This window comes from Streptomyces sp. SGAir0957, from assembly GCF_043523415.1.
The window spans coordinates 6,200,075-6,213,659 of the sequence record NZ_CP027293.1; the positions used below are offsets into that span (position 1 = coordinate 6,200,075).

The following is a 13,585-nucleotide window of genomic DNA, read 5'->3' on the forward strand; positions in this document are numbered from 1 at the left end:
ACCACGGGGCATGAGCCGTAAGCGCTGTGGGCAATGAGGCCCACGTCGCGCCACGACGTATCGGCCCCCGGGTCACCCATCCACCCGCCAGGGTCTCTCTCCACCGCCACCGCGGTGTCCGCATGTTGGAATGAAGTATCCGATTCCCGAGATACGTTCCATCATGTAACCTGCACGAAATTTTGCAGCAGCATGAACTTTCGCAGAGGGCCAACGTCGTCCCTCGGCACGCAAATGCCACGACGACGACGGGAGAGCCGATGCGTACGCCGCGCCAGCCGTCCCAGCACTCCAACAACGGCTGGAACCTCATGAACCGGTCGCACATGGATGCTCGCCCTGCCGCCCAGGGCATGTACGACCCGCGCAACGAGCACGACGCCTGCGGCGTCGGCTTCGTGGCCACCCTCACCGGCGAGGCGAGCCACACGCTGGTCGAACAGGCGCTCACGGTTCTGCGCAATCTGGAGCACCGCGGTGCCACCGGCTCCGAGCCCGACTCGGGCGACGGTGCGGGCATCCTGTCCCAGGTTCCGGACGCTTTCCTGCGCGAGGTGGTCGACTTCGACCTCCCCGACGCCGGTTCGTACGCCGTCGGCATTGCGTTCCTGCCCGAGGAGGACACCGAGTCCTTCGTCTCGCAGATCGAGACGATCGCCGGTGAGGAGGGGCTCACCGTGCTGGGGTGGCGCGAGGTTCCCGTCGCGCCGCAGCTGCTCGGGGCCACCGCCCGCTCGACGATGCCCGTCTTCCGGCAGATCTTCGTGGCCGACGGCGTCAACAAGGACATTGCCCTCGACCGCAAGGCGTTCGTGCTGCGCAAGCGTGCCGAGCGTGAGGCCGACGTGTACTTCCCGTCGCTCTCCGCCCGCACCCTCGTCTACAAGGGCATGCTCACCACCGGGCAGCTGGAGCCGTTCTTCCCCGACCTGTCCGACCGCCGCTTCGCCTCGGCCATCGCGCTCGTCCACTCGCGCTTCTCCACCAACACGTTCCCGTCGTGGCCGCTCGCGCACCCGTACCGCTTCGTCGCGCACAACGGTGAGATCAACACCGTCAAGGGCAACCGCAACTGGATGCGCGCCCGTGAGTCGCAGCTCGCCTCCGACCTGTTCGGCGAGGACAAGCTGGAGCGGATCTTCCCGATCTGTACGCCGGACGCCTCCGACTCCGCGTCCTTCGACGAGGTCCTGGAACTGCTCCACCTGGGTGGACGTTCGCTTCCGCACAGTGTCCTGATGATGATCCCGGAGGCATGGGAGAACCACGACTCCATGGACCCGGACCGGCGCGCCTTCTACCAGTACCACTCCACGATGATGGAGCCCTGGGACGGCCCGGCCTGTGTCACCTTCACCGACGGCACCCAGGTCGGCGCCGTTCTCGACCGCAACGGTCTGCGTCCGGGCCGCTACTGGGTGACCGACGAGGGACTGGTCGTCCTCGGCTCCGAGGTCGGCGTCCTCGACATCGACCCCGCGAAGGTCGTCACCAAGGGCCGGCTCCAGCCGGGCCGCATGTTCCTCGTCGACACCGCCGAGCACCGCATCATCGAGGACGACGAGATCAAGGCCGGACTCGCCGCCGAGAACCCGTACGGGGACTGGCTCGAAGCCGGTGAGATCGAGCTGTCCGACCTGCCCGAGCGCGAGCACATCGTGCACACGCACGCCTCCGTCACGCGCCGCCAGCAGACCTTCGGCTACACCGAGGAAGAGCTGCGCATCCTCGTCGCGCCGATGGCGAAGACGGCCGCCGAGCCGATCGGCTCCATGGGCACGGACACGCCCATCGCCGCGCTCTCCGCGCGCCCGCGCCTCCTCTTCGACTACTTCACCCAGCTGTTCGCGCAGGTCACGAACCCGCCCCTGGACGCCATCCGCGAAGAGCTGGTCACCTCGCTGCGCTCCTCGCTCGGCCCCGGCAGCAACCTGCTCGCGCCGACGGCGGCCTCCTGCCGCTCGGTCACCCTGCCCTTCCCGGTGATCGACAACGACGAGCTGGCCAAGCTCATCCACATCAACGCCGACGGCGACATGCCCGGCATGAAGGCCGCGACCCTCTCCGGCCTCTACCGCGTCTCCGGCGGCGGCGACGCCCTCGCCGCCCGTATCGACGAGATCTGCGCCGAGGCCGACGCCGCCATCGAGGCCGGCGCCCGCCTGATCGTCCTCTCGGACCGGCACTCCGACGCCGAGCACGCGCCGATCCCGTCGCTGCTGCTCACCGCGGCCGTCCACCACCACCTCATCCGCACCAAGCAGCGCACCCAGGTGGGTCTGCTCGTCGAGGCCGGTGACGTCCGCGAGGTCCACCACGTCGCCCTGCTCATCGGCTTCGGCGCCGCCGCCGTCAACCCGTACCTGGCCATGGAGTCCGTCGAGGACCTGGTCCGCGCGGGCACCTTCCTGGCCGGCGACGAGAACGGCGACCCCGACCAGGCCATCCGCAACCTGATCTACGCGCTCGGCAAGGGCGTCCTCAAGGTCATGTCCAAGATGGGCATCTCGACCGTCGCCTCCTACCGCGGCGCCCAGGTCTTCGAGGCCGTCGGCCTGGACGAGGCCTTCGTCGAGAAGTACTTCAACGGCACCGCCACCAAGATCGGCGGCGCCGGTCTCGACGTCATCGCCGAAGAGGTCGCCGCCCGCCACGCCAAGGCCTACCCGGCCAGCGGCATCGCGCCCGCTCACCGCGCCCTGGAGATCGGCGGCGAGTACCAGTGGCGCCGCGAGGGCGAGCCGCACCTGTTCGACCCGGAGACGGTCTTCCGCCTCCAGCACGCCACGCGCTCGCGCCGCTACGACATCTTCAAGAAGTACACGGACCGCGTGAACGAGCAGTCCGAGCGGCTCATGACGCTGCGCGGCCTGTTCGGCTTCAAGGCCGAGGGCCGCGAGCCGATCTCCATCGACGAGGTCGAGCCCGTCTCCGAGATCGTCAAGCGGTTCTCCACCGGCGCCATGTCCTACGGCTCCATCTCGCGCGAGGCCCACGAGACCCTCGCCATCGCCATGAACCAGCTGGGCGGCAAGTCCAACACCGGTGAGGGCGGCGAGGACCCCGACCGCCTGTACGACCCGGCGCGCCGCTCCAGCATCAAGCAGGTCGCCTCCGGCCGCTTCGGTGTGACCTCCGAATACCTGGTCAACGCCGACGACATCCAGATCAAGATGGCCCAGGGCGCCAAGCCCGGCGAGGGCGGCCAGCTGCCCGGCCACAAGGTCTACCCGTGGGTCGCCAAGACGCGGCACTCGACGCCCGGCGTCGGCCTCATCTCGCCGCCGCCGCACCACGACATCTACTCCATCGAGGACCTGGCTCAGCTGATCCACGACCTCAAGAACGCCAACCCGGCCGCGCGTATCCACGTGAAGCTGGTGTCGGAGGTCGGTGTCGGTACCGTCGCCGCCGGTGTCTCCAAGGCGCACGCGGACGTCGTCCTCATCTCCGGCCACGACGGTGGTACGGGCGCCTCGCCGCTCACCTCGCTGAAGCACGCGGGTGGCCCCTGGGAGCTCGGTCTCGCCGAGACCCAGCAGACGCTGCTGCTCAACGGCCTGCGCGACCGCATCGTCGTCCAGACCGACGGCCAGCTGAAGACCGGCCGCGACGTCCTCATCGCCGCGCTGCTCGGCGCCGAGGAGTTCGGTTTCGCGACCGCGCCGCTCGTCGTCTCCGGCTGCGTCATGATGCGCGTCTGCCACCTGGACACCTGCCCGGTCGGCATCGCCACCCAGAACCCGACGCTGCGCGAGCGGTTCTCCGGCAAGGCCGAGTACGTCGTCAACTTCTTCGAGTTCATCGCCGAAGAGGTCCGCGAGCTGCTCGCCGGGCTCGGCTTCCGCTCCATCGAGGAGGCCGTCGGCCACGCCGAACTCCTCGACACCGAGCGGGCCGTCACCCACTGGAAGGCCCAGGGCCTCGACCTGGAGCCGCTGTTCTACGTCCCCGAGCTGCCGGACGGCGCCGTCCGCCACCAGATCGCGACGCAGGACCACGGCCTGGAGAAGGCGCTCGACAACGAGCTGATCAAGCTCGCCGCCGACGCCCTCGCCGCGAACGACCAGACCGACGCCCAGCCGGTCCGCGCCCAGGTCGCCATCCGCAACATCAACCGCACGGTCGGCACCATGCTCGGCCACGAGGTGACGAAGAAGTTCGGCGGCGCGGGCCTGCCCGACGACACCATCGACATCACCTTCACCGGCTCGGCGGGCCAGTCGTTCGGCGCGTTCGTGCCGCGCGGTGTCACGCTGCGTCTCGAAGGCGACGCCAACGACTACGTCGGCAAGGGCCTCTCCGGCGGTCGCGTCATCGTCCGCCCGGACCGCGGCGCCGACCACCTCGCCGAGTACTCGACGATCGCCGGCAACACGATCGCGTATGGCGCGACCGGCGGCGAGCTGTTCCTGCGCGGCCGCACCGGCGAACGCTTCTGCGTCCGCAACTCCGGTGCCACCGTCGTCTCGGAGGGCGTGGGCGACCACGGCTGCGAGTACATGACCGGCGGCCACGCGGTGATCCTCGGCGAGACGGGCCGCAACTTCGCGGCCGGCATGTCGGGCGGCACCGCCTACGTCATCGACCTGAACCCGGACAACGTCAACGTCACCAGCCAGGGCGCCGTCGAGCCCCTGGACGACACCGACAAGCAGTGGCTGCACGACGTGGTGCGCCGCCACGCCGAGGAGACCGGGTCGACGGTCGCCGAGAAGCTGCTCGCCGAGTGGACCGTGTCCGTGGAGCGCTTCAGCAAGATCATCCCCAGCACGTACAAGGCAGTGCTCGCCGCCAAGGACGCCGCCGAGCGAGCCGGTCTCACCGAGACCGAGATCACCGAGAAGATGATGGAGGCGGCGACCAATGGCTGATCCCAAGGGCTTTCTCAACCACGGGCGCGAGGTCGCCAGGACCCGCCCCGTCGGCGAGCGCGTCAAGGACTGGAACGAGGTCTACGTTCCCGGCTCCCTGCTGCCGATCATCAGCAAGCAGGCGTCGCGCTGCATGGACTGCGGCATCCCGTTCTGCCACAACGGCTGCCCGCTCGGGAACCTGATCCCCGAGTGGAACGACTACGCGTACCGGGAGGACTGGTCGGCCGCGCAGGAGCGCCTGCACGCGACGAACAACTTCCCGGAGTTCACCGGCCGCCTGTGCCCGGCTCCGTGTGAGTCCGCGTGTGTCCTCGGCATCAACCAGCCGCCGGTCACCATCAAGAACGTCGAGGTCTCGATCATCGACCAGGCGTGGGACCGGGGCGATGTCGCCCCGCAGGTCCCCGAGCGCCTCTCGGGCAAGACCGTCGCCGTCATCGGCTCGGGCCCGGCCGGACTCGCCGCCGCCCAGCAGCTGACGCGGGCCGGTCACACGGTCGTCGTCTACGAGCGCGCGGACCGCATCGGGGGTCTCCTCCGGTACGGCATCCCCGAGTTCAAGATGGAGAAGCGGCACATCAACCGCCGTATCGAGCAGATGCGCGCGGAGGGCACCAAGTTCCGTACGGGTGTCGAGATCGGCCGCGACATCGACGCCAAGAAGCTGCGCAAGCGCCACGACGCCGTGGTCATCGCCGTCGGCGCCACGATCTCCCGCGACCTGCCCGTCCCGGGCCGCGAACTGAACGGCGTGCACTTCGCCATGGAGTACCTGCCGCTCTCCAACAAGGTGCAGGAGGGCGACTTCGTGCAGCCCCCCATCACCGCCGAGGGCAAGCACGTCGTCGTCATCGGCGGCGGCGACACCGGCGCCGACTGCGTGGGCACCGCCCACCGCCAGGGCGCCGCCTCCGTCACGCAGCTGGAGATCATGCCGCGGCCGGGCGAGGAGCGGAACGCGGGCCAGCCGTGGCCGACCTTCCCCATGCTCTACAAGGTCACGTCCGCGCACGAGGAGGGCGGCGAGCGGGTCTACTCCGTCTCCACCACCCACTTCGAGGGCGACGAGGACGGCAACGTCCAGGCGCTGCACCTCACCGAGGTGGAGTTCATCGACGGCAAGCTCACCCCGAAGCCCGGCACCGAGCGCAAGATCCCCGCGCAGCTCGTCACCCTCGCCATGGGCTTCACCGGCACCGACCAGGAGAACGGCCTGGTCGAGCAGTTCGCCCTGGAGCTCGACGCCCGCGGCAACATCGAGCGCGACGGCGACTTCCAGACCAACGTCCCCGGCGTCTTCGTCGCCGGTGACGCGGGCCGCGGCCAGTCCCTCATCGTGTGGGCCATCGCGGAGGGCCGCTCGGCCGCCCGCGGCGTCGACCGCTTCCTGACCGGCGCCTCGGAGCTCCCGGCCCCGATCCGCCCGACGGACCGCGCCCTCATGGTGTGATCCCGCACCCCTGAACGTCCCGTACAACGGCGTACGGAACTGAGCGCGACGCCCATCCAACTGTCCCCGACCGGACGACAGGGTGGGCGTCGCGGCGCGCCCGGGGCCACGAGCCGCCGGGCGTCGGCTCAGAGGGCCGAGACCCTCACCACGGTCAGGACCACCAGCAGCGCCACTACCGCCCCGCACGCCAGCCCCTGCATCAGGTTCCTGCGCTCCCGGGGCGCGTACACCAGCCCCGCGGTCACCAGCGCGCCCGTGAGCAGACCGCCCAAGTGCCCCTGCCACGACGTGAATCCGGCGGAGATCAGCATCCACAGCAGGAAGTACGCCATGAACTGGTTGAGCTGGCGCCGGTCCGCCCCGAGCCGCCGCATGGTCACGTAGTACGCCGCGCCGAGTCCGAAGACCGCGCCGGACGCGCCGAGCGTCGGGGTCTCGGGCGCGAGCAGCAGCACCAGGACCGAGCCGCCGAGCGCGGAGACGAGATAGAGCGCGAGGTAGCGGGCGCGGCCCAGCTGGGCCTCGACGATCCGGCCGAGGCTCCACAGCGAGGCCATGTTGAACAGGATGTGCAGGAGCGCGAACGGGCTGTCGCCGGGCGGCAGATGCAGGAACGCGCCGGTCAGCAGCCGGTACCAGTCGCCCTCGGCCACGCCGTCGGTGTGGAAGCCCGCCGGGTAGAGCTCCTGGTAGTGGTACCGCACCCCGTCGGGACCGACCAGACCCCGGCCGACCATCTCCAGCTGCGCGACGACGCCGGGCCAGACGATCTCGGCGACGTACGCGATGACGTTCACCGCGATCAATACGTACGTCACCAGCGGCACGGCCGAGATCCGGCCCCCGGCCACCGTGCGAGCCTGGCGCACCGACCGCGACCCCTCGCGCACGCACTCCGGGCAGTGGAAGCCGACCGACGCCTCACGCATGCAGTCGGGCATATCGGCCGGTCGCACCGGGTGCAGCTGACGTGCGTCCCGACGTCGGTGTGGCGATAGCACATCGGTGTCGCGGCGGACTGAGAGGTGGGCTCCACGGCCGGCTCCTGAGGTCATCAACGTAGGCGCGACCAACATAACCAACCCGCTCGCCCGTTCGGCGCGGGTGTCCCGGCGTACCCTCGGCGACCATGATCGACCATGCTGTGCGGGTGCTGCCCGCCACCGACCGCACCGCCGTCGCCTGGAAGAACGGCGGCGGCACCACCCGCGAGATCGTCTGCTCGCCGCCGGGCGCGGACATGACGGGTTTCCGGTGGCGGGTCAGCCTCGCCGAGGTGGCGGCGGACGGGCCGTTCTCCGCGTTCCCCGGCGTCGACCGGACGCTCACCATGGTCGACGGCGACGGGATGGAGCTGACCGTCGACTCCGCCCCCGTCCGCGTCGATGCCCGCTACGAGCCACGCGACTTCGCCGGGGACGTGCCCACCGGCTGCCGCCTCATCGGCGGGCCCGTCGTGAACCTCAACGTCATGTGGCGGCGCGGCGCCCTCCCCGCGCCCCCGGCCGTCGCCGTCGTGCGCGGCCGCCTGCCCCTCGCGCCCGGCCCCACCCTCGTCGTCGCCCTCACCGGGGACGGCGCCCAGGTCGCGGGGTACGAGCTCGGCCGCTACGACGCCGTACTCGTCGAAGGAGCGGGGGCGCTGCACGCACCGGGCCCGGTGGCCGTCGTCGGCGGCCTGTGACGGCGGACCACAATAGGGACGTGCCTACGAAGAAGAAGCCACAGGTCGCCCCCGACGAGCGGCGCCGCGAACTCCTGGAGACCGCCGCCGGGGTCTTCGCCGCCCAGGGCTACAACGCCACCACCGTCCGCAAGATCGCCGACGAGGCGGGCCTCCTCGCCGGCAGCCTCTACTACCACTTCGACTCCAAGGAATCGATGCTGGAGGAGATCCTGCGGACCTTCCTCGACGAGCTGTGGACCGGCTACGACACCGTGCTCGACGCCGGACTCGGGCCCCGCGAGACCCTGGAGGCGCTCGTCACCGAGTCCTTCCGGGAGATCGACCGGCACCGGGCCGCCGTCGCGATCTACCAGCGCGAGGCCAAGCAGCTCGCCGGGCAGGAGCGGTTCGCCTTCCTCGCCGACTCCCAGCGCCGCTTCGAGCGGACCTGGCTGACGACCCTGGAGCGCGGCGTCGCCGACCAGGCCTTCCGCGCCGACCTGGACCTGCGCCTCGCCTACCGCTTCGTCCGCGACACCGTCTGGGTCGCCGCCTCCTGGTACCGCCCGGGCGGCCAGCACAGCCCCGACGAGATCGCCCGCCAGTACCTGACCATGCTCCTGGACGGACTCGCGGCCCGCTGAAAAACCGTGCTAAGGTCAAGGCGTTGCAGTTTTGGTACCCATAGACTTTATGTGCGCCTGACGGGAATGTTCCTCAGGCGCATTATTGTTTTACCGGGAAATTCTCGGAAGTGGGGGGCTGCTACCTGTTTCAAGGAGAATTTCATGGCCACCGGTACCGTCAAGTGGTTCAACTCGGAAAAGGGCTTCGGCTTCATCGAGCAGGACGGCGGCGGCGCTGACGTCTTCGCCCACTACTCGAACATCGCCACCTCGGGCTTCCGCGAGCTCCAGGAAGGCCAGAAGGTGACCTTCGACGTCACGCAGGGCCAGAAGGGCCCCCAGGCGGAGAACATCCTCCCCGCCTGACCAGCATCACCGGGCCGGGGTCCGCACCTTCACGGTGCGGGCCCCGGCTCATGCTGTCCCCACCCCCCGGACCCCCGGAGATCCCCCCGGAAGGCATGCCGCATGGCCAGCTCAGCCCGCCCGTCCAGCCGTCGCAGTCCCCGCCCCGCAGCAGCCGGCAGGCGGCGCGCCCCCGAGCAACAGCGCAGGCAGCAGCCCACGCCGCCCCGCGAATTCACCATGCCGGAGAACACCAGCCCCGCGCTGCCCCCGGTCGAGGCCTTCGCCGACCTCGACATGCCCGCCGCGCTCCTGAAGACCCTCGCGGCCCAGGGCGTCACCGCGCCCTTCCCGATCCAGGCCGCGACGCTGCCCAACTCGCTCGCCGGACGCGACCTGCTCGGCCGCGGCCGCACCGGCTCCGGCAAGACCCTCGCCTTCGGCCTTTCGCTGCTCGCCCGCACCGCCGGGAACAAGGCCGAGCCGAAGACCCCGCTGGCGCTCGTGCTCGTCCCCACGCGCGAACTCGCCCAGCAGGTCACCGACGCCCTCACCCCGTACGCCACCGCCCTGCACCTGCGCATGGCCACCGTCGTCGGCGGCATGTCGATCGGCCGCCAGGCCGGGCAGCTGCGCCGCGGCGCCGAGGTCGTCGTCGCCACCCCTGGCCGGCTCAAGGACCTCATCGAGCGCGGCGACGTCGCCCTCGGCGAGGTGCGGATCACCGTCCTGGACGAGGCCGACCAGATGGCCGACATGGGCTTCATGCCGCAGGTCACCGCCCTGCTCAAGCAGGTCGCGCCGGGTGGTCAGACCATGCTCTTCTCGGCGACGCTCGACCGGAACGTGGACCGGCTCGTCAAGCAGTTCCTCACCGACCCCGTCGTGCACTCCGTCGACCCCTCCGCGGGCGCCGTCACCACGATGGAACACCACGTCCTGCACGTCCTCGACGAGACCGACAAGAAGGCCGTCACCGCGCGCATCGCCGCCCGCGAAGGCCGCGTCATCCTCTTCGTCGACACCAAGCGCTCCGCCGACCGGCTCGCCAAGCGGCTCCTGGCCAGCGGCGTGCTCGCCGCGCCGCTGCACGGCGGCCGCAGCCAGCCGCAGCGCAACCGCACCCTGGAGCAGTTCAAGGACGGCCGGGTCACCGCTCTGGTCGCCACGAACGTCGCCGCCCGCGGCATCCACGTCGACGACCTCGACCTCGTCGTCAACGTCGACCCGCCCACCGAGCACAAGGACTACCTGCACCGCGGCGGTCGCACGGCCCGCGCGGGCGAGTCCGGCAGCGTCGTCACGCTCGTCCTTCCCGAGCAGAAGCGGGACGTGCAGCGGCTCATGCGGGACGCCAAGGTGCAGCCCCGCACGACCCAGGTCCGCTCCACCGACGAGGAGCTGGTGACGATCACCGGCGCGCGCGAGCCCTCCGGTGTGGCCGTCACCATCGCCGTGCCCGAGCAGGCCACGGCGGAGACCGCGAACAAGCCGCGGCGCTCCTCGCGCCGCTCCCGCGGCGGTGCCTCCGGCGCCGGTCGCGGCGAGGGCCAGCGTTCGGCGCAGGGCGGTCAGCGGTCCGGCCAGGGCGGTCAGCGTTCGGCCCAGGGCGGTCAGCGCTCCGGGCAGGGCGCGAGCGCGTCCGGCGGCCGTCGCCGCTCGGGTTCGGCCTCCGGTGCGGCGGGCGCTACGGCGTCGGGTGGCAACCGGCGCGGTCAGGGGCCGCGCGGGCCCCGCAAGGCCGCGGCCTGAGTCCCGCAGGCACCGTAAGGCCGCCGTGGCCTAGACGCGCACCCTCCCTCCCACCTAACGTTTGTTTGGTGGGAGGGAGTGCTGTATGGCGGCGTCCGGCACGGACCTGAGCGGGCGGGTCGTCGTCGTCACGGGCGGCACCAGAGGCGTGGGCGCGGGCATCACCGACGCCTTCCTGCGCGCCGGGGCCCAGGTCGTCGTCTGCGCCCGCCGCCCGCCCGAACACCCCCGGCCCGGCTGCGTGTTCGTCCCGGTCGACCTGCGGGACCCGGCCGCCGTCCAGGACCTCTTCGCCGGGCTCGACCGCGTCGACGTCCTGGTCAACAACGCGGGCGGCACCCCGTACCGGCTGCTCGGCGACACCGACGCGGAGCGCCACGCGCGCGTGATCGAGCTCAACCTGACCGCGCCTCTCACGGCCTCCCTCGCCGCCCGCGCACAACTGGCCGCCGCGCACGGCTCCATCGTCATGATCGGCAGCGTCAGCGGGACCCGCCCCTCACCCGGCTCGGCCGCGTACGGGGCGGCCAAGGCGGGCCTGGAGAACCTGGCGCGGTCCATGGCCGTGGAGTGGGCCCCCGACATCCGCGTCAACACCCTCGTCCTCGGCATGGTCCGCACCGAACTCTCCGCCCTGCACTACGGGGACGACGCCGGGATCGCGGCGGTGGGCGCCACCGTCCCGCTCGGCCGCCTCGCCGAGCCGCGCGAGATCGGCGCCGCCGCCGTCTTCCTGGCCTCCGACGCGGCCTCCTACATCACCGGAGCGAGCCTGCTCCTGCACGGCGGCGGCGAACGCCCCGCATTCCTGGACGCGGCGACGGCCGACAAGGACGGCCGACAAGGGGGCGCGACATGACGGACGCGGACACCACCGGGGGCGACGGGCTGTGCGCGGGGCGGGTCGTGGCCGTCACCGGCGCCGGTCGCGGCCTCGGCCGCGCACACGCACTCGCCTACGCCGCCGAGGGCGCGCAGGTCGTCGTGAACGACCTCGGCGTCGGCCTCGACGGCACACCGGGCGCACACAGCCCGGCGGAACAAGTCGTCCGCGAGATCCGCGCGTCGGGCGGCGAGGCGACCGCGCACGGCGGCGACATCGCCACCAGCGAGGGCGCCGCCTCGCTCGTCGCCACCGCCGTCGACACCTTCGGCCGGCTCGACACCCTCGTCAACAACGCCGGGTTCCTGCGCGACCGGATGCTCGTGAACCTGGACGAGGACGACTGGGACGCCGTCATCCGCGTCCACCTGAAAGGCCACTTCCTTCCCCTGAAGCACGCGGCGGCGTACTGGCGGGCCCAGGCCAAGGCGGGCCGCCCCGTGACGGCCCGGGTCGTCAACACCTCCTCCGGCGCCGGGCTCCTCGGCTCGGTCGGACAGGGCAACTACAGCGCGGCGAAAGCCGGCATCCTCGGCCTGACCTTCGTCGCCGCCGCCGAACTCGGCCGGTACGGCGTCCAGGTCAACGCGATCGCGCCCGCCGCGCGCACCCGGATGACCCGGACCACGTTCGCCGCGTCGATGGCCGCACCCGAGCACGGCGGCTTCGACGCGATGGCGCCCGCGAACGTCTCCCCGCTCGTGGTGTGGCTCGGCTCCGCCGCCACCGGCGACGACGTCACCGGCCGCGTCTTCGAGGTCGAGGCCGGCCGCATCACCGTCATGGAGGGCTGGCGGCCCGGACCGACGGCCGAGAAGGCGGAACGGTGGACCCCGGCGGGCGCCGGTGCGGCGGTACGGGAATTGCTGGCGCGGGCGCAGGCGCCGGGGGCGGTGTACGGGGCGTCGTAGAAGTCGCCCAGGACCCCGGGTCTCACGTGTCGCACTCCAGCACCGTCCGGCACAACCCGCACCGCGCCCGCACCCGCCCTCGCACCGGAACCCGTATCCGCTGGTGGCACGTGGGGCACGGGAACGACACCCGCAGCCCCGCGCGGCCTTGCGGGCCGTCCGCCGAGAACGCGTACGGGCCCGCCGGGGCGGGGCCCCGGGTGCTGTGGTCCTGGGCGTAACGGCGGTCCTTCGCATAGCGGCGGCGGCCCGCCCAGCCCGCCGCCGTCAGCGGGGGCTGCTGCTCGTCACGGCGCGCCTGCGCCAGGCCCTTGGTGTACGCCGTGTACGCCTGCGCGCTGGTGAACCACGTCTCCGGCGCCTCCCCGAACGCCAGCGACCGCTTCGCCAGGACGTACCCGAACTCCTCCGGCGTCAGATAACCCAGCTTCTGCGACGACGCGCCGTCCTCCCGGTAGGCGTCCAGGAGCAGCCAGCCCGCGCCCAGATACGTGGCGGCGGTGTCGGTGAGGATCTCGTTGTCCCGCGTCCCCGGGAACGACAGGTCCAGGCGGTGCAGGTACACATGCATGATCTCGTGCGCGAGGGCCGCGCCGATGTCCCTGCGATGCGTACGGAACCGGTCGTTCAGCTCGATGAAGTACTCGGGCCCCGCCGCCAGTTCGACGCTCGCCGCGTGCTCCATCTCCCGGAACCCGACGATCATGCGCGCGTCGGGGAGGTGATAGTGGCGCACCAGCTCGCGCGCCACCCGCTGCGCCCCGAGATGCAGGTCGTCCTCGTCGCCGAAGGCCACGTCCGCCGGGGCCACACTCGTCGCGAACAAGTGCACCGTGTCGTACGAGAGACGCTTGTACAGCGCGGTGACCGCCGCCCGCACGGTCTCCAGATGCGGATAGCCGTGCACCACAGGACCGCCGTTCACCGCGCACCCCCAGGGGCCGCCGGGCCGTGTACCCCCGGGGCCCGCCCCCGGACCCGGCGCTCCCAGCGTAAGGCCGTCCGCCCCGACCTGTACGGGCCCGGCGGCCCTCGCACGTCGCCGCGCGTCCGTTAGTCCAACACCTGTCCC

Annotated in this window: 9 protein-coding genes and 1 pseudogene; 8 read left to right on the forward strand and 2 right to left on the reverse strand. The window is 71.5% G+C overall.

Going from position 1 to position 13,585, the window contains the following annotated elements; genetic code table 11:
* The first annotated feature begins 260 nt into the window (after positions 1-260).
* Together gltB and C1N81_RS32885 are read left to right on the forward strand one after the other, a co-directional pair.
* Positions 261-4,874 carry a glutamate synthase large subunit gene (gene gltB, locus C1N81_RS32880; RefSeq protein ID WP_394434945.1) on the forward strand — a complete coding sequence of 1,538 codons (4,614 nt, stop codon included), beginning with the start codon at positions 261-263 and terminating at the stop codon, positions 4,872-4,874.
* Positions 4,867-6,327: a glutamate synthase subunit beta gene (locus C1N81_RS32885; RefSeq protein WP_394434946.1), complete on the forward strand. Its 1,461-nt coding sequence runs from the start codon at positions 4,867-4,869 to the stop codon at positions 6,325-6,327. The genes gltB and C1N81_RS32885 overlap by 8 nt, the downstream gene beginning before the upstream one ends.
* Positions 6,328-6,455: 128 nt before the next feature.
* On the opposite strand, the pseudogene C1N81_RS32890 reads toward C1N81_RS32885, so the two are convergent.
* Positions 6,456-7,366 (reverse strand): annotated as a pseudogene (locus C1N81_RS32890) (rhomboid family intramembrane serine protease).
* Between the two features lie 93 nt (positions 7,367-7,459).
* Between C1N81_RS32890 and C1N81_RS32895 the strand changes: the two are divergent.
* The 6 genes from C1N81_RS32895 to C1N81_RS32920 all read left to right on the forward strand — a co-directional run bounded on the left by C1N81_RS32895 (position 7,460) and on the right by C1N81_RS32920 (position 12,513).
* Positions 7,460-8,014: a HutD/Ves family protein gene (locus C1N81_RS32895; RefSeq protein ID WP_394434947.1), complete on the forward strand. Its 555-nt coding sequence runs from the start codon at positions 7,460-7,462 to the stop codon at positions 8,012-8,014.
* 20 nt (positions 8,015-8,034) lie between these two features.
* The gene (locus C1N81_RS32900; protein WP_394434948.1) at positions 8,035-8,640 is read left to right on the forward strand and encodes a TetR/AcrR family transcriptional regulator; all 606 of its coding nucleotides are present in this window, start codon (positions 8,035-8,037) and stop codon (positions 8,638-8,640) included.
* Between the two features lie 144 nt (positions 8,641-8,784).
* Positions 8,785-8,988: a cold-shock protein gene (locus C1N81_RS32905; protein WP_005318814.1), complete on the forward strand. Its 204-nt coding sequence runs from the start codon at positions 8,785-8,787 to the stop codon at positions 8,986-8,988.
* A gap of 102 nt (positions 8,989-9,090) precedes the next feature.
* Positions 9,091-10,719, forward strand: a complete 1,629-nt coding sequence (locus C1N81_RS32910; protein ID WP_394434949.1) for a DEAD/DEAH box helicase — start codon at positions 9,091-9,093, stop codon at positions 10,717-10,719.
* Positions 10,720-10,804: 85 nt separating this feature from the next.
* Complete coding sequence (locus tag C1N81_RS32915; RefSeq protein ID WP_394434950.1) at positions 10,805-11,578, forward strand: SDR family oxidoreductase; 774 nt, start codon at positions 10,805-10,807, stop codon at positions 11,576-11,578.
* A complete protein-coding gene (locus tag C1N81_RS32920; RefSeq protein ID WP_394434951.1) occupies positions 11,575-12,513 on the forward strand; it encodes an SDR family oxidoreductase in 939 nt (312 codons plus the stop codon). Before C1N81_RS32915 ends, C1N81_RS32920 begins: the two co-directional genes overlap by 4 nt.
* A gap of 22 nt (positions 12,514-12,535) precedes the next feature.
* On the opposite strand, the gene C1N81_RS32925 is transcribed toward C1N81_RS32920, so the two are convergent.
* Positions 12,536-13,438, reverse strand: a complete 903-nt coding sequence (locus C1N81_RS32925) for a hypothetical protein (protein ID WP_394434952.1) — start codon at positions 13,436-13,438, stop codon at positions 12,536-12,538.
* Between the last annotated feature and the right edge of the window lie 147 nt (positions 13,439-13,585).

Coding starts and splice junctions, on each gene's coding strand:
- gltB (WP_394434945.1), top strand. CDS start 261: ATGCGTACGCCGCGCCAGCCGTCCCAGCACTCCAACAACGGCTGGAAC.
- C1N81_RS32885 (WP_394434946.1), top strand. CDS start 4,867: ATGGCTGATCCCAAGGGCTTTCTCAACCACGGGCGCGAGGTCGCCAGG.
- C1N81_RS32895 (WP_394434947.1), top strand. CDS start 7,460: ATGATCGACCATGCTGTGCGGGTGCTGCCCGCCACCGACCGCACCGCC.
- C1N81_RS32905 (WP_005318814.1), top strand. CDS start 8,785: ATGGCCACCGGTACCGTCAAGTGGTTCAACTCGGAAAAGGGCTTCGGC.
- C1N81_RS32910 (WP_394434949.1), top strand. CDS start 9,091: ATGGCCAGCTCAGCCCGCCCGTCCAGCCGTCGCAGTCCCCGCCCCGCA.
- C1N81_RS32915 (WP_394434950.1), top strand. CDS start 10,805: ATGGCGGCGTCCGGCACGGACCTGAGCGGGCGGGTCGTCGTCGTCACG.
- C1N81_RS32920 (WP_394434951.1), top strand. CDS start 11,575: ATGACGGACGCGGACACCACCGGGGGCGACGGGCTGTGCGCGGGGCGG.